Here is a 15,708-nt window from a genome sequence, read left to right as displayed (position 1 = left end):
ACGATGGCCCCTCGGCTGATTGCGATCGACAATGCCGACGACCCCGAGATTGCCGAGTTTCGCGACATTCGCGAGCGCGATCTGACGGGGCGGCATAACCGGTTTATCGCCGAGGGTACCGTCGTTCTGCGTATGCTGGCCGAAGCGCACCGGGCGGGCGGCGATTTCGCGGCCGAGAAGGTGCTTTTGCTGCGCAACCGTGTCGAGGGTGTTGCCGATATTCTCGAGCGGCTGCCGGAGGACGTTCCCGTCTACGTCGCGGAAGCGGATGTGCTCGACCGTATCGTCGGCTTCCATCTGCATCGCGGCGTGCTTGCGCTGGGGCGGCGTCAACCCCAGGGCGCCGCGCTGATCGATCGGTTGCCCGAGCGCTCGCTGGTGCTGGTCGGTTGCGGCATTTCCAATCACGACAATGCCGGCTCGATGTTCCGCAATGCGGCCGCCTTCGATGCCGATGCGATCTTCCTCGACGAGACCTCGTGCGATCCGCTCTATCGCAAGGCTATGCGTGTTTCGGTGGGCTCCGTGTTGAGCGTTCCCTATCAGCGCGGTGGTGATGCGGTTGAGTTGCTCACGCAACTGGCTGAGCGGGACTTTGCGATCTGGACGCTGTCGCCACGCGGCGAGGTCGATATCCGCTCGATTCCTGCCTCGGAGCGCATGGCGCTGGTCGTCGGCACGGAAGGCGAGGGGTTGCCACAGGCGGTGCTGTCGCGCTTCCGTAGCGCCCGCATTCCGCAATCGCCGGGGCTCGACAGCCTCAACGTCGCGACCGCAACCGGCATCGCGCTGTTTGCCATGTCTTCCACGGCCAAGCGTATCTGAAAACTTTTGGCGACTTAGTCTTAGCCGGGCTGCGACAGGATCGTGGCGGCGCGCTGGGCGAGGTCGATGCGCTCGCCTTCCTTGGTCTCCGCCGTCTCCGGCAGCAACTCGCGGATCGGCGAGGATTTGCCTTCGTTGATGGCGGTCAGCGCTACCATGTCGGCCGCGATGGTCGCGATCTCTTCGCGGATCGCGCCGTCGTTGGAGGTGTTCAGCCTGGCGGCGAGGATTTCCTCGGAAACGGCGGCGCTGCGGGCGCGCACTTCTTCGGCGAGGCGGGCTGCGACCGCGGCTGTGTCGAGTTCTGAGATCGGGGCTTCTTCCGGCACGGGCTTTTCCTGCGGCGGGATGAGGACGAGGGGAGCAAGGCCGGCCGAGCGAAGCGCGCGGTTTGCCTTGCGCATGTCGGCATTGGCGGCCTTCACCTGATCCTTGAGCTTGGTCAGGTCCTGCTGCCGGCGCGTCAGAAGCGCTTCCTTGTCGGCAAGGGTCGCCTTGTCGCGCTCGGCGCGGTCTTCAAGGCGCAGAACAGCGTGTTCCTGCTGCGTCAGCTTCTGTTCGGCATCCTTGGCGCGCTTCTGCAGCAGGCCGACGTCCTGGCGAAGCTCGTCTCGCTCGGTGCGCAATCCGCTGTGCTTGAAATTCAGGTTCTCGAGCTCGGTCTCGCGCGCGGCCATGTCGATCTTCAGATTGTCGGTCTGCTCGACGATCTTGTTCAGGCGGATACGGAGAGCGTCAAGCTCGCCTTCCTTGGCGGCACTGGCCTGTTCGGCGATGTGCAGGCTCGTCTTCAGCTGGCTGATATAGTTCTCGTCCTTGCGCAGATGCGAGCGCAATTCGGCGGCCTCGACGCTCATGTCGGCGATCTGGGCCTGAAGCGCGCTGATCTCGGAGGCGAAGTGGCCGGCGTCGCGGGCGATCTGGTCGTGCTTCAATTGCAGCGACATCGACTTTTCGCGTTCGCGAATCAGATCCTGCGTGGTGCGGGCGTTTTCGGCGGCATAAAGCGCGCGGACCATGTCCTTTTGCGCACGCACTTCCTGGGGGCTGAGCGGCATCGTCGCGCGCATGCGGTTTTCGGTGTACCAGACGATACGGCGATGAACGGCCGGCGATACGAGGAAAACCAGGAACGCCGCGGCCAGAAAGCCCAATCCGAACAAGAGCGCGTATTCGATCACGGCGAGGCCACTGCTTCCAGAAGTTGATTTGCGTCAGCCAATGATTAAGCGGCCAACGCCGTTAGGGCAAGTGGCGGATGGGTCACGGCGACACAGAGTTCGCCGTGACGATGATCTCAGAAGGGGTTCCAGGTCGGATTTGGGGTAACCTTGAGATAGCCGACGTTAAGGCCGAGGCGGGCGCCGACGCCTGTGCGGATCGGCACGACGAGGACGTTGTTGTTCTTGAGCAGCGTCATGCCGAAGCCGGCGATGACGAAGGCCTGGCCGCTGACGCCGCCGAAGCGGGCATAGATCGCGTCGGTCGAGGGCAGGTCGTAGACCAGCATCATGACGCGCGTGCCCTGGCCACCGTAGTCGATGCCGAGCGACGGACCCTGCCAGTAGAGCGGATGCTCGCCGGCGTTCTTGGTGTTCAGCTGGCCTTCGCCATAGGTCAGGCCGGCGATGAAGGCGCCGGAGCCTTCCTGGCCGAGAATGTAGCCATTCGGCAAGCCGTACTTCTGGAAGGCGGCCTCGACCGCCTTTGCAAGGCCGCCGCTGGTCGAGCCGAAGAAGGAGTGGCCGGCGTCGACGATCTCCTGAACCGAGTATTGGTCGTTTCTTGCCTGCTGAGCCGCGGCCTGGGTCGCGACGAGCATCAGGCACGAGATCGCGAGCATAGAGACCCGCCGGCAGTCGGCCAGGAATCTTCCTAGGATTGAGGGGCGCATGGTGTCATCCGTTCATCATGGTCGATACATGGTGCCGTTTCCGGCGTTTCTATCATTTTGCGCGGATGGTCTTAACAATCGGTTTACCAAATATGGTGTCATTATGGCGCCGAGTACGCTCGCAAACTTCGTGCAATGATGAAGCAATATGTGTGGCGGAATGAATCACCGCCCTCTTGGAGACAATGATGTCGAAGAATCCAAACCTTACCCTGACCGGCCCAGATCTGGCCGCGCTTCTCTGCAGCCGTGTTTGCCATGACGTCATCTCGCCCGTCGGCGCGATCAACAACGGCCTTGAACTGCTCGACGAGGGCGGCGCCGATGCAGACGCCATGGATCTTATCCGCACCAGCGCGCTGAACGCGTCGGTTCGTCTCAAATTCGCACGCCTTGCCTTCGGCGCTTCCGGCTCCGTCGGCGCCTCGATCGACACCGGCGAAGCCGAGCGCGCCGCCAAGGATTTCGCCGCCGCCGAGAAGAAGACCGAAGTGGTCTGGAACGGACCGCGCGCAATCATCGCGAAGAACCGCGTCAAGCTGCTGCTTAACCTGTTCCTCGTCGCTTATTCTTCCATTCCGCGCGGCGGTCAGATCGATATCACGCTTGAGAACCCGGAATTCGACGCGAAGTTCACGCTCGTCGCCAAGGGCAAGCTGATGCGCCTGCCGCCGAAGTTCGTGGAGATTTCGACGGGTGAGATCGAAGAAGCGATCGATGCCCATACGATCCAGCCCTATTACGCAGTGCTGCTCGCGGAAGAGTGCGGCATGAAGCTTGGCCATAGCGCCAGCGCCGAAGAGATCGTCTTCACCGCCGAAGTCATTCCGGCCTGATCTAAAACAGCGCCGGGACAGATTCCCGGCACATTGCTTGTATCGAAGTAATACTTCCTTAGCCGAATGTTTCTATCCTTGCCCGTGAAGATGCCCGCCGGGACAGAAGCTGGGCAATGGAGCAGCGATGCAAAGGTTCATGATCACCGATTCGTCGGACGTCGTTCGTAAGGTCGGGAAGCGGATTCTCTCTGAACTCGACTTCATGGTCAGTGAAGCCTCCAGCGCTAGCGAAGCATTGTCCCATTGCCAGGTGGAGCTGCCCGATTACCTGATCGTCGATTCATCCATGGATGGAGCGCTCGATCTGATCGTGGCGGTTCGCGCCATGGAAGGCGGCAAGGAGGTCAAGATCTACTATTGCGTGATCGAGGCCGACCTGAAGAAGCTGATGATGGGCAAGCGGGCAGGGGCCACGGACTTCCTGCTCAAGCCCTTCGACCGCAAGATCCTGACGGCGGTCTTCGGTAATCGCGCCATCGCCGCCTGATATTCCCATTCGATCTATATGCAAAAGCCGCCTTCAGGGCGGCTTTTGTCGTTTCAGACGTGTTCACAGACACAAAAAATCCCGCCGTGAAGGCGGGATCTTAAGGATGATCGGCGTAGGGACCGAAATCGGATATCAGGCTGTTTCGGCGTATTCGGCACCGTCAGGCTCGCGCAGAACGTAGCCGCGGCCCCAGACGGTTTCGATGTAGTTTGCGCCGCCGGCAGCGTTTGCAAGCTTCTTGCGCAGCTTGCAGATGAAGACGTCGATGATCTTCAGTTCCGGCTCGTCCATGCCGCCATAAAGGTGGTTCAGGAACATTTCCTTGGTGAGCGTGGTACCCTTGCGGAGCGAAAGCAGCTCCAGCATCTGGTATTCCTTGCCCGTCAGGTGAACGCGCTGGCCACCGACTTCGACGGTCTTGGCGTCGAGGTTGACGATCAGTTCGCCGGTCATGATGACCGACTGGGCGTGACCCTTGGAACGACGGACGATCGCATGGATGCGAGCAACCAGTTCGTCCTTGTGGAAAGGCTTGGTCATGTAGTCGTCGGCGCCGAATCCGAGACCGCGAACCTTGTCCTCGATGCCGGCCATGCCGGAGAGGATCAGGATCGGTGTTTTAACCTTGGACAGACGGAGAGTGCGGAGCACTTCATATCCGGACATGTCTGGAAGGTTGAGATCAAGAAGGATGATATCATAATCATACAACTTGCCGAGATCGACGCCTTCTTCACCAAGATCGGTGGTGTAGACGTTGAAACTTTCTGACTTGAGCATCAGTTCGATGCTCTGCGCTGTCGCGCTGTCATCTTCGATGAGTAGTACCCGCATTCTTATCCCCTTTACCGCCGCCGAAAGGTGGTCTGGCCCCTACGCGATACAGATATGTCACTGCGTGATTTGGAAGCTGCCACGAAATGGTTAACAAATTCTGATTCACTCTGGCAAGAGGTAATCAATTTATTAAATATTTTGTCCATTCCGCTGTTTTCCAACGAGAATCCGCAAGGCCCTCTTCTCAACTGTTACATTAAGAAAGGCCGGCAAGCGATTCATTCGACTCACCAATGAAACGGACCGGAAATCGCGTAGTTGTGTTTACCGACCCTTAAATCATCGGCACTATCATTAACGATGCCCGTAAACGAAAGGTTACCAGCGGTAGGTTTTTGTTAACGCCGAGGGAAATTTTTTGGGCAAGTCGCATGACAGCGGCAGCTAATGGGCGGTTTCAAGTGAAGCCGGGGTCTCGCATCACTGGAGTAATGCGTATGAAGTCGCGTGAGAGCCTAGTTCGTCTGAAAGAGTTTCAGGTGAACGAAAAGCGTCGTCAGCTGCAGCAGTTGCAGATGATGATGTCTGAATTTGACCGTATGACGAAGGATCTGGAGAGCCAGATCGTCGTCGAGGAAAAGAAGTCCGGCATTTCCGACCCGAATCACTTCGCCTATCCCACCTTCGCGAAGGCAGCACGCCAGCGCGCGGACAATCTTCAGGTTTCGATCAAGGAACTGAGGATGCAGGAAGAGGCCTTGGAGCAGACGCTCGAAGAGATGCAGGCGGAATATGCACGCGCTGCCGCGCTCGAAGAGCGCGACGGAGCGGTTCGGGCACGAGCCTAAGCCAAGATGGCCGATGCCTTCGGGCATCTGGGGTGTCATCTCATAAAAGCCATGCATGACGGGCGTGCTGTCCGTCATACATGGCTTTTGGCGTTTCTCGACTTCAGAAGATCAGTTGATGACGTCGCGCCATTCTTCATGGCGAAGCGCCTGCGCCTTGAAGAAGGGGCAGAGCGGAATGATCTTCCAGCCGCCGGTTCTGGCGGCTTCGACCGCGTGGAGCGCCAGCGCCTGGCCGACGCCCTTGCCGCGCAGCGCATCCGGCACGCCAGTATGATCGATGATGATGAGTGTCGGCGTTGTGCGGGAATAGGTCATTTCGGCCTGATGACCTTCGAGTTCGGCGACGTAGCGGCCGCCCGATGCGTTTTCTTCGTTGGTGATCTTCATCCGAACTGCCTTCATTTCGATTGCGTTGAAGCAAACGTGCCATGGCGCCGGCGCAAAGCAAAGGCCGCTCAAGGTGACGGATTGTTCGATGAAAGGGGAGGTGGCTGATAGGATTGTCGAGCCTTGCTCGCGCAGCCGCTGTCCGAGTGGTCTTTGTGGACGGTGGCCGCGCTTCAGAGCGTCGGTTCAGTTCGGCAATAAAATAAACGCCGGAAAGCAGCAAAAGCTTCGGGCCGGCTTCACATCCTGCGATGTGCGGTCGGCCCGAACTGAAATGGAATCAACTTCAATAATTAATCAATGGCGATACTGCTGGATGCGCGTGGTGCGCAGGCCGGCAAGACCATGGCTGTTGATGGACGACTGCCAGGAGAGAAACTCCTCGACGGTCAGGGTATAGCGTTCGCAAGCTTCTTCCAAGCTCAACAGGCCACCGCGCACAGCTGCGACAACCTCTGCCTTACGGCGAATTACCCAGCGCCGAGTATTCGGCGGCGGCAAATCCGCAATCGTCAGCGGGCTGCCATCGGGGCCGATGACATATTTCACTCGGGGACGTATCATTTCGGTCATTGGACTCTCTACACAACTCAAGACCACGAGAGCCACTCTAGCTTGTCACATTTAAAAATTGCCTAAACGCGTCGTAACACTTTGATAATAAATTTAACCGCGTCGCATGATGGCGCTCGTCTGCGCCCTGTGCACGGCTTCCCTTGCGTAAATTTGTCATGAGCGCATGGGAGCCATGCACAATGAATATTAGTTGTCTGATCCTCAGCAAACTATAAGCCTCCCCAGGGGCAGATAGAACGTTGCGTGTCGTCGCGATTGTTTGTTCTGCGTGCGTTGGGAATAGAATGTCAGGCTTCGCATAACGTCGAAGTGACCGTTTTTTCTTTCCCTATACTTTGATTGTTGCTGCCAGAAGAGCGTTTTTAGGCAAGTTTAGCCTTTGAAGGACGAAATCGATGCGGAATGAGGAACGTGCCGTTCAAGACGGCGCGGTGAATATTGCTTTTTTATCGCCTGAGAAATCCAGTCGATCGCCAGCCGATTCCAAGGAACACCTCGCGCGTCTCGCGAAAGCGGCGGGTTTCAACCACTATTTGTTCGCGGGTTTTCCCCACGGCGACAATGGCGGCTTTGCTGGAAACCACATTTTCAGCAACTGGCCCGACAGTCTCGTTGCCGCCTATGACGAAGACGACCTGTTTCACAATAGTGCGCTTGTTTCGGAGCTCCGAAAATCGAGCCTGCCGGTCTCGTTTGGTGTCAGCGCATTCGAAAGCAGCGTGACCAACCCGAAGAACGAGCGGATTACCGGTCTGTTTCGCGAGCTCGGATTTCGCCGGACATTTGCCTTCGTGCTGCATGACGCCGATCGCCAGCCTTATATTTTCGCGTTTTCGGGCGCGCGGGCGGATCTTTCGCGCGAGGAGGCGATGGCGCATGTGTTCAGCGCCATGGAATTTCTCGATGTCTATGCGCGCCTGCAGGTGACCGAGCAGCCGTTGGAGAACCTCAGTAGCCGCGAGATCGAATGCCTGCGCTGGTCGGCGGCGGGCAAGAGCAGCGACGAGATCGCCATCATACTCGAGCTCTCGCCGCACACCGTGGTCGGATATCTGAAAAGCGCGATGCGCAAGCTCGATTCCGTCAACCGGATGCAGGCGGTTGCCCGGGCCTTCCGTTACCGCCTGCTTTAACATCCTTAGAGCATGACGGCGCAGAGTTCGGTCTTCGCCGGTCCAAATTCGTATTGCGCCGTGCCGGTGTGAAGCAATGCGAGCCAGTCTCCCTGGTTCAGCCAGACGATCGTCGTTGCGTTCTGCCGGGTTGGTGATGTCGAGGCGGGTCCGCCTGCGCTGGCGACGACCGTCGCGCCGTTGACCTCGATCGCCACATCGTGGCCTGATGAGGTGAGGGTGCTGACAGAAAGCGACAGCAGGTAGAAGCCGTCGGCAGGGACGATCAGCCGCCTGCCGGCACCTGATGGTACGGCGGCGCTAAGTTCGAAGCCGCCTTGTTCTGCGTGGATATCCGTAAAGCCGGTGCGGCTTGCCGGTGGCTGGGAGGTGATACCTGCAGCGGGCGATGTCCGCACGATCGGCCGAGACGGCATGCGCACGACGCCGTCAAGCGCCACGACCAGCGCCGTCGACCAATCATTGCCATCGCCGCTGACCTTGATCGAAAACGCATCGCTTCCCGCAAGCCCCATCTCGGCGCGGCCCGACCAAGCGGTCTGGAAGAGAAGCGTGCCTGTTTGAGACGGATCGGCCTTGTTGATCTTCAGCTGATGTCCCTGTCCTGCGTGGCTGAAGAGGCTGGCCTCGGAGGCGACCGCCAGCCGGTTGATCTCGTCGGCCGTCGCGTTGATGCCGATCATCGGAAGCGCGCCATCCGCATCGAGGGAGATGACGTTCCATTTCGTGCCGTCGTAAGCGCGGAGCTGACGGGTATCGAGAAAGAAGGCGCGCCAGCCGGGGTTTGGCGAGAGATAGGCCCATGCACCATCCTGCCAGACGGAAATGAGCCCCTGCCGGCCGAGCCACTCGCCTTCGGGATCGGCGCCGACGAGGTAGCGGTCGCCTTCATCAGCTGTTTCGGGTGGTCCTTGGCGTTCGGCGATGATCGTCAGCTGGACCACGGTGTCGAGACGTTGCAGCGCCTCGTTATGCGGCACGTGCTTCTGCGCCTGGGAGGGCAGGATGTAGGGCAAGGCGAGGTTGTTGGTCTGGTCCGACACGATCGAGCTCCGGTGTTCGCGGCAGGTTTCACTGCCGCAAATCGTAGGGGCGTGTCGGGAAACGGGGACAGCGCGCGGGGTCGGGCGCTGATTTCAAACGGATATTGGCGAAAGATATCCCCGCGCTCAAAGCCGGGGCGCGTTGCCCCAGGAGATGAAATCGGGATTCGCGAAATCCGCGTCGTGGGCCTGCCGGGTCTTGCCGTAGGTGAGGGGGCGGCCGTCGAGGGTCACGGTGCAGCCGCCGGCTGCGCGCAGGATGGCATCGCCGGCCGCGGTGTCCCACTCCATCGTGCGGGTGAAGCGCGGATAGACGTCCGCTTCTCCCTCCGCGAGAAGACAGAATTTCAATGACGAGCCGATATTCTTGCACTCCGAGATAGCCTGCTCGGCCAGGAAGCGCGCCGTCTGCGGGCTGTCGTGCGAACGGCTGGCGAGCGCCGTGCGTTCGGCCTTGGCGAGGCGTACATTGATCGGCAGCCGCTTTTCGACACGAAAGTCCGGGCCGACATGCAGCTTCTCGGCCGTGCCGTTCTCGCCGAGAAAAGCGACGCCTAGGGCCGGTGCGAAGACGATGCCGGCAGCCGGGTGGCCATCGACGATGAAGGCGATGTTGACGGTGAATTCCGGCCGCTTGTCGACGAACTCGCGCGTGCCATCCAGGGGGTCGACGAGGAAGAACGATGAGCCGACCGCCGGCACGATACCGGCCGCGACCGATTCTTCGGCGATGACGGGAATATCGGGAAAATCGCGATAGAGATGAGCCAGAATGATCCGCTCGGCCTGCTCATCGGCGATCGTCACCGGGCTGTTGTCGGCCTTGCTGGCCGCCGTGCAGCCGGCGCGGTACACATCCATGATCGCCTTGCCAGCCTCAAGGGCGGCGCGTTCAAACGTTGCGAGCATCGCGGGCCGGTTCGATCCCTTCTCCATCATGCTTCTCATATAGTCGTTTTCACGCTTCATTGCACGGCTCGTCCGCCGTCGCAAAAGGACGCAGGTGTGCTTTGACGTTTTTCCATCCATCGGCGAAGGCTAAAGATCCCAGGGAAAAGTGAATTTGCGGTGAAAAGTGGCGTCAGAGGCCGGATTGTGTTGAAAAAATCAACTTTCTGAACGACAAAAAGTCATTTTCACCAAAACGGCAAAGAACTTTGGAGCTTTGAAATTTTGCGCTTCCCTTTTGCTTTGAAAGCAGTATGAAATCTTTAATCAAGGGCTCAACAAGGGCTCTAATAACAAGAGACGCAGGCTTTTCACGGTTCTGTGTCCAGGGGAAAGACATATGGAATATTTTGTCCAGCAGCTCATTAATGGGCTGACTCTTGGATCCATCTATGGCCTTGTGGCTATCGGCTATACGATGGTTTACGGCATCATCGGCATGATCAACTTCGCTCACGGCGATATTTTCATGATCGGTGGCTTCGCCGCCCTTATCGTCTTTCTCGTCCTCACATCGATTTTTGCTGGTTTGCCGGTCGCGGTTCTGCTGCTGCTGATGCTGCTTATCGCGATGCTGATGACGAGTTTGTGGAATTGGACGATCGAGCGCGTCGCTTATCGCCCGCTGCGCGGTTCGTTCCGTCTGGCACCGCTGATCACAGCGATCGGCATGTCGATCACGCTGTCGAACTTCATCCAGGTGACGCAGGGTCCGCGCAACAAGCCGATCCCGCCGCTGATCAGCAGTGTCTATAACATTGGTGGTGTCACCATCTCGCTGAAGCAGATCGTGATCATCATCATCACGGCCGTGCTGCTCACCGTCTTCTGGTACCTCGTCAATCATACGGCGCTTGGCCGCGCGCAGCGCGCCACCGAGCAGGACCGCAAGATGGCGGCGCTGCTTGGCGTCAATGTCGACCAGACGATCTCGGTGACCTTCATCATGGGTGCCGCACTCGCTGCCGTCGCCGGCACGATGTATCTGATGTACTACGGCGTGGTGAACTTCAACGACGGCTTCGTGCCTGGCGTGAAGGCGTTCACGGCGGCCGTTCTCGGCGGTATCGGTTCGCTTCCAGGCGCTGTTCTCGGTGGTCTGATGATCGGCCTGATCGAAAGCCTGTGGTCGGCCTACTTCACCATCGCCTACAAGGATGTGGCGACCTTCGCCATCCTCGCTTTCGTGCTGATCTTCAAGCCGACAGGTATCCTGGGCCGGCCGGAAGTCGAGAAGGTTTAACGTCATGGCAAATGTTGAAAACGCCCCTGGCAAGCCCGCATCCGGACTTGTCCAGAAGGGTATTAAAGAAGCTATCTTCGCAGCCGTTATCTCCTTCGGCATGTTCGTTCTCTATGTCGGTCTCGGCACGCAGCAGAACATCAGCAACGAACTCGTCGTCGTTCAGCGCTGGGGTCTGCTCGCGATCTTCGTCGCCATCGCGGCGGTCGGCCGGTTTGCGATCGTGGTGTTCCTGCGTCCGCATCTCGATGCCCGCAAGCTTGCCAAGGCGCGCAGCGGCGAGCTCGATATCTCCGACAAGAAGGGCTTCTTCCACGCCCATTTCCTGAAGATCGCGCTTCTGGCGCTGGTGCTCTATCCCGTCGTCATCGTGGCGCTGGTCGGTGCGCAGGGTTCGCTGAAGTGGGTCGACAACTTCGGTATCCAGATCCTGATCTACGTGATGCTGGCCTGGGGCCTGAACATCGTCGTCGGTCTCGCCGGTCTGCTCGATCTCGGTTATGTCGCCTTCTACGCGGTCGGCGCCTATTCCTACGCGCTGCTTTCCAGCTATTTCGGCCTGTCCTTCTGGGTTCTTCTGCCGCTGTCGGGCATTCTCGCCGGTCTGTGGGGCATCATCCTCGGCTTCCCGGTGCTGCGTCTGCGCGGTGACTATCTGGCGATCGTGACGCTGGCCTTCGGCGAAATCATCCGCCTCGTCATCATCAACTGGACGGATCTGACCAAGGGCACGTTCGGTATCGCCAGCATTCCGAAGGCAACGCTGTTCGGCATCCCCTTCGATGCCAGCCCGCACGGCTTTGCCAAGCTGTTTCACCTGCCGATCTCGTCGGCCTACTACAAGATCTTCCTCTTCTATCTGATCCTGGCGCTGTGCCTCCTGACGGCATACGTGACGATCCGCCTGCGCCGCATGCCGATCGGTCGTGCCTGGGAAGCGCTCCGCGAAGACGAGATTGCCTGCCGTTCGCTCGGCATCAACACGGTGACGACCAAGCTCACGGCTTTCGCCACCGGTGCGATGTTCGGCGGTTTCGCCGGCTCCTTCTTCGCCGCTCGCCAGGGCTTCGTATCGCCTGAATCCTTCGTGTTCCTGGAATCGGCCGTCATCCTCGCCATCGTCGTTCTCGGCGGCATGGGCTCGCTGACCGGCATCGCGATTGCCGCGATTGTCATGATCGGCGGTACCGAGATGCTGCGCGAGATGGAGTTCCTGAAGCTGATCTTCGGACCCGACTTCACGCCGGAACTCTACCGCATGCTGCTCTTCGGCTTAGCGATGGTCGTCGTCATGCTGATCAAGCCGCGCGGCTTCGTCGGATCGCGTGAGCCGACGGCGTTCCTGAAAGAACGGAAATCGGTATCGGGAAGCTTCACCAAGGAGGGTCACGGTTGATGAGCCCTCAGGAAACCAACATGTCCAGCGATACCCTGCTCAAGGTCGAGCACCTGTCGATGAAGTTCGGCGGCCTGATGGCCATCAACGACTTCTCGTTCGAGGCCAAGCGCGGCGAGATCACCGCGCTGATCGGCCCGAACGGCGCCGGCAAGACCACCGTGTTCAATTGCATCACCGGTTTCTACAAGCCGACCATGGGCATGATCACTATGCGCCACAAGGATGGCAGAGAACACCTGCTCGAGCGCTTGCCGGACTTTCGCATCACCCGCGAAGCCAAGGTCGCCCGTACCTTCCAGAATATCCGTTTGTTCTCGGGCCTGACGGTTCTCGAAAACCTTCTGGTCGCGCAGCACAACAAGCTGATGCTGGCATCGGGTTACACCATTCTCGGCCTGCTCGGGATCGGTCGCTACAGCGCGGAAGCGAAGAACGCGATCGAGCTTGCCCGCTACTGGCTGGAGAAGGCCGATCTGATCGATCGCGCCGACGATCCCGCCGGTGACCTGCCTTACGGCGCTCAACGTCGTCTGGAAATAGCGCGCGCCATGTGCACAGGGCCGGAACTGCTCTGCCTGGACGAGCCGGCCGCCGGTCTTAACCCGAAGGAATCGCTGACGCTGAACACGCTTCTGCGTGGGATACGCGACGAGGGCACGTCGCTGCTCCTGATCGAGCATGACATGTCCGTGGTCATGGAAATTTCCGACCACGTCGTCGTGCTCGAATATGGCCAGAAGATTTCCGATGGCACGCCAGACCATGTGAAGAACGATCCGAAGGTCATCGCGGCCTATCTCGGTGTCGAAGACGAGGAAGTGGAACAGGTGATCGCAGACGTCGAAAACCTCGAAGGAGGTACGCACTGATGACCGGTCAGCCACTTCTCAAGGTCGAGGGTGTTGAAACCTATTACGGCAACATTCGCGCGCTCGCCGGCATCGATGTCCACGTCAACCAGGGCGAAATCGTCAGCCTGATCGGCGCCAACGGCGCCGGCAAGTCGACGCTGATGATGACGATCTGCGGCAGTCCGCAGGCGCGCGCCGGCAAGGTCATCTTCGAAGGCCGCGACATCACCAAGATGCCGACCCACGAAATCGCCCGACTGCGCATCGCGCAGTCGCCGGAAGGACGCCGCATTTTCCCGCGCATGAGCGTGATGGAAAACCTGCAGATGGGCGCCGGCCTCGACAACTTGAAATACTTCAAGGAAGACGTCGAGAAGATCTTCGCGATGTTCCCGCGCCTGAAGGAGCGCCAGACGCAGCGCGGCGGCACGCTTTCGGGCGGCGAGCAGCAGATGCTGTCGATCGGCCGCGCGCTGATGGCCCGCCCGAAGCTTTTGCTTCTCGACGAGCCCTCGCTCGGCCTCGCGCCGCTGATCGTCAAGGGCATCTTCGAGGCGATCAAGAAGCTGAACAAGGATGAGGGGCTCACCGTGTTCCTCGTCGAGCAGAACGCATTCGCGGCGCTGAAGCTGTCGGACCGGGCCTATGTCATGGTCAACGGCAAGGTGACGATGTCTGGCTCCGGCCAGGAGCTGCTCGCCAATCCTGAAGTTCGCGCCGCCTATCTCGAAGGCGGACGGCATTGAGCATGACGAAGGGGAGACTTTGATATGCAGGGACTTTTCTTTGAAGGTGATACCGGCGTTCGCAGCGTCATCCGCCTGATCGTCGTGTTGATCGGCTTCTGGACGGCATGGCGTTCCGGCAAGGCTGCTGCCGATGGCTGGAGCGACTATCCAATTGTCATCGGCTACAGCGTGCTTCTGGCGGCCGCGATGCAGTTTCTGCATCATGCGCTGTTCGACGGACCGGTGCTGAGCGTGTTTTACTACGCCATCGACTTCGTCCTTCTCTTGATCTTCGCGACGGCGGGATACCGCTATCGCCGGACCAATCAGATGGTCAATAATTACTACTGGCTCTACGAAAAGACGTCGCCCTTCTCCTGGAAGGCAAAACATTGACAGCCGGTTGAATCTAGGGACAAATTACCTCTCCGAGTGGAACAGGTTTCCCGGCGCAGTAAAGTGGGTGATGCGCTGGGTAATGGAACGGAACCCGCTAAAAAACTGGGAGTAACATAATGAAGAAGTCTCTTCTGTCGGCAGTGGCTCTGACGGCGATGGTCGCCTTCAGCAGCAACGCTTGGGCCGACATCACGGTTGCCGTTGCTGGTCCGCTGACCGGCCCGAACGCTGCGTTCGGCGCACAGCTCCAGAAGGGTGCCGAGCAGGCAGCTGCCGACATCAACGCTGCTGGCGGCATCAACGGCGAGCAGATCAAGATCGTGCTCGGCGACGACGTGTCAGACCCGAAGCAGGGTATCTCGGTTGCCAACAAGTTCGCAGCTGACGGCGTCAAGTTCGTTATCGGCCACTTCAACTCGGGCGTTTCGATCCCGGCTTCCGAAGTTTACGCTGAAAACGGCATCCTCGAAATCACGCCGGCTGCGACCAACCCGCAGTTCACCGAGCGTGGTCTGTGGAACACGTTCCGTACTTGCGGTCGCGACGACCAGCAGGGCGGCATTGCCGGCAAGTATCTGGCCGACCACTTCAAGGACGCCAAGATCGCTGTCGTTCACGACAAGACCCCATACGGCCAGGGCCTCGCTGACGAAACCAAGAAGGCCATGAATGCCGCTGGTCTCACCGAAGCCATGTACGAAGGCATCAACGTCGGCGACAAGGACTTCTCGGCCCTCATCGCCAAGATGAAGGAAGCCGGCGTTTCGATCATCTACTGGGGTGGTCTCCACACCGAAGCTGGTCTGATCATCCGCCAGGCCGCCGACCAGGGCCTGAAGGCAACGCTCGTATCGGGTGACGGTATCGTTTCGAACGAACTGGCATCGATCGCTGGTGACGCAGTCGCCGGCACGCTGAACACGTTCGGCCCGGACGCAACGCTGAACCCCGACAACAAGGCACTCGTCGAGAAGTTCAAGGCTGCCGGCTTCAACCCGGAAGCTTACACGCTGTACTCCTACGCCGCGATGCAGACGATCGCTGAAGCTGCGAAGGCAGCTGCTTCGACCGACGCTGAAGCCGTTGCCGCAGCGATGAAGGCCAAGGGTCCGTTCAAGACCGTTCTCGGCGAAATCTCGTTCGACGAAAAGGGCGACCCGAAGATCCCAGGCTACGTCATGTACGAATGGAAGAAGGGCCCAGACGGCAAGTTCTCCTACTTCCCGCAGGACGCGAAGTAAGAACTTTCGTTCTCACCTTGGAAGCCCGGTCTCGCACCGGGCTTCTTGCGTTTTGGGCACCCGGTCCAACCGCCTGGTGCAGGG

The 15,708-nt window shown here is 59.4% G+C and carries 18 protein-coding genes; 11 read left to right on the top strand and 7 right to left on the bottom strand.

From position 1 onward, the window contains the following. The first annotated feature begins 3 nt into the window (after positions 1 to 3). A complete protein-coding gene (locus ACVTFQ_RS12980; protein ID WP_111564123.1) occupies positions 4 to 825 on the top strand; it encodes a TrmH family RNA methyltransferase in 822 nt (273 codons plus the stop codon). A 20-nt stretch (positions 826 to 845) separates the two neighbouring features. Here ACVTFQ_RS12980 and ACVTFQ_RS12975 read toward each other — a convergent pair whose 3' ends face one another. Together ACVTFQ_RS12975 and ACVTFQ_RS12970 are read right to left on the bottom strand one after the other, a co-directional pair. After that, a complete protein-coding gene (locus tag ACVTFQ_RS12975) occupies positions 846 to 2,006 on the bottom strand; it encodes a hypothetical protein (RefSeq protein ID WP_111564124.1) in 1,161 nt (386 codons plus the stop codon). A gap of 116 nt (positions 2,007 to 2,122) precedes the next feature. Further along, positions 2,123 to 2,719: a DUF1134 domain-containing protein gene (locus ACVTFQ_RS12970; protein ID WP_111564125.1), complete on the bottom strand. Its 597-nt coding sequence runs from the start codon at positions 2,717 to 2,719 to the stop codon at positions 2,123 to 2,125. Between the two features lie 185 nt (positions 2,720 to 2,904). Between ACVTFQ_RS12970 and chpT the strand changes: the two genes are divergently transcribed. Then, positions 2,905 to 3,555: a histidine phosphotransferase ChpT gene (gene chpT, locus ACVTFQ_RS12965; RefSeq protein WP_026282744.1), complete on the top strand. Its 651-nt coding sequence runs from the start codon at positions 2,905 to 2,907 to the stop codon at positions 3,553 to 3,555. 127 nt (positions 3,556 to 3,682) lie between these two features. After that, the gene (locus ACVTFQ_RS12960; protein ID WP_018897077.1) at positions 3,683 to 4,045 is read left to right on the top strand and encodes a response regulator; all 363 of its coding nucleotides are present in this window, start codon (positions 3,683 to 3,685) and stop codon (positions 4,043 to 4,045) included. Positions 4,046 to 4,180: 135 nt separating this feature from the next. On the opposite strand, the gene ctrA is transcribed toward ACVTFQ_RS12960, so the two are convergent. Continuing rightward, positions 4,181 to 4,882 (bottom strand): response regulator transcription factor CtrA, encoded by a 702-nt coding sequence (gene ctrA / locus ACVTFQ_RS12955; protein WP_003542362.1) that lies wholly within the window; start codon positions 4,880 to 4,882, stop codon positions 4,181 to 4,183. A 440-nt stretch (positions 4,883 to 5,322) separates the two neighbouring features. On the opposite strand from ctrA, the gene ACVTFQ_RS12950 reads away from it, so the two are divergent. Beyond that, a complete protein-coding gene (locus tag ACVTFQ_RS12950; RefSeq protein WP_018897078.1) occupies positions 5,323 to 5,673 on the top strand; it encodes a hypothetical protein in 351 nt (116 codons plus the stop codon). Positions 5,674 to 5,784: 111 nt separating this feature from the next. Here the strand turns inward: ACVTFQ_RS12950 and ACVTFQ_RS12945 are convergent, their stop codons facing one another. Together ACVTFQ_RS12945 and sciP are read right to left on the bottom strand one after the other, a co-directional pair. Then, positions 5,785 to 6,063, bottom strand: coding sequence for a GNAT family N-acetyltransferase (locus ACVTFQ_RS12945; RefSeq protein WP_111564126.1), 279 nt, complete (start codon positions 6,061 to 6,063; stop codon positions 5,785 to 5,787). Between the two features lie 297 nt (positions 6,064 to 6,360). Next, positions 6,361 to 6,636 carry a CtrA inhibitor SciP gene (gene sciP, locus ACVTFQ_RS12940; RefSeq protein ID WP_007533628.1) on the bottom strand — a complete coding sequence of 92 codons (276 nt, stop codon included), beginning with the start codon at positions 6,634 to 6,636 and terminating at the stop codon, positions 6,361 to 6,363. Between the two features lie 398 nt (positions 6,637 to 7,034). On the opposite strand from sciP, the gene ACVTFQ_RS12935 reads away from it, so the two are divergent. Next, entirely contained in the window at positions 7,035 to 7,772 is a 738-nt protein-coding gene (locus ACVTFQ_RS12935; protein ID WP_111564127.1) for a helix-turn-helix transcriptional regulator, read from the top strand. A gap of 5 nt (positions 7,773 to 7,777) precedes the next feature. Here the strand turns inward: ACVTFQ_RS12935 and ACVTFQ_RS12930 are convergent, their stop codons facing one another. Together ACVTFQ_RS12930 and cysQ are read right to left on the bottom strand one after the other, a co-directional pair. Beyond that, positions 7,778 to 8,815 (bottom strand): DUF2793 domain-containing protein, encoded by a 1,038-nt coding sequence (locus ACVTFQ_RS12930; protein ID WP_112436915.1) that lies wholly within the window; start codon positions 8,813 to 8,815, stop codon positions 7,778 to 7,780. Positions 8,816 to 8,941: 126 nt separating this feature from the next. Next, positions 8,942 to 9,724, bottom strand: a complete 783-nt coding sequence (gene cysQ, locus ACVTFQ_RS12925) for a 3'(2'),5'-bisphosphate nucleotidase CysQ (RefSeq protein ID WP_111564184.1) — start codon at positions 9,722 to 9,724, stop codon at positions 8,942 to 8,944. A gap of 379 nt (positions 9,725 to 10,103) precedes the next feature. Between cysQ and ACVTFQ_RS12920 the strand changes: the two genes are divergently transcribed. The 6 genes from ACVTFQ_RS12920 (at position 10,104) to ACVTFQ_RS12895 (ending at position 15,624) form a co-directional block, all read left to right on the top strand. After that, entirely contained in the window at positions 10,104 to 11,006 is a 903-nt protein-coding gene (locus tag ACVTFQ_RS12920) for a branched-chain amino acid ABC transporter permease (RefSeq protein WP_018897084.1), read from the top strand. Between the two features lie 4 nt (positions 11,007 to 11,010). Continuing rightward, a complete protein-coding gene (livM, locus tag ACVTFQ_RS12915) occupies positions 11,011 to 12,402 on the top strand; it encodes a high-affinity branched-chain amino acid ABC transporter permease LivM (protein ID WP_047514563.1) in 1,392 nt (463 codons plus the stop codon). After that, on the top strand, positions 12,402 to 13,274 hold the full coding sequence (locus tag ACVTFQ_RS12910; RefSeq protein WP_026282746.1) for an ABC transporter ATP-binding protein: 873 nt from the start codon (positions 12,402 to 12,404) through the stop codon (positions 13,272 to 13,274). The genes livM and ACVTFQ_RS12910 overlap by 1 nt, the downstream gene beginning before the upstream one ends. After that, positions 13,274 to 14,002, top strand: a complete 729-nt coding sequence (locus tag ACVTFQ_RS12905; RefSeq protein WP_018897087.1) for an ABC transporter ATP-binding protein — start codon at positions 13,274 to 13,276, stop codon at positions 14,000 to 14,002. The genes ACVTFQ_RS12910 and ACVTFQ_RS12905 overlap by 1 nt, the downstream gene beginning before the upstream one ends. 24 nt (positions 14,003 to 14,026) lie before the next feature. After that, complete coding sequence (locus tag ACVTFQ_RS12900; RefSeq protein WP_018897088.1) at positions 14,027 to 14,380, top strand: DUF6867 family protein; 354 nt, start codon at positions 14,027 to 14,029, stop codon at positions 14,378 to 14,380. 119 nt (positions 14,381 to 14,499) lie between these two features. Beyond that, positions 14,500 to 15,624, top strand: a complete 1,125-nt coding sequence (locus ACVTFQ_RS12895) for a branched-chain amino acid ABC transporter substrate-binding protein (RefSeq protein WP_018897089.1) — start codon at positions 14,500 to 14,502, stop codon at positions 15,622 to 15,624. Positions 15,625 to 15,708 lie beyond the last annotated feature (84 nt).

This window comes from Rhizobium sp. O111 (genome assembly GCF_055616315.1).
Note: the sequence above shows the minus strand (reverse complement) of the source record. Positions and strands in the feature narration are given on the sequence as shown.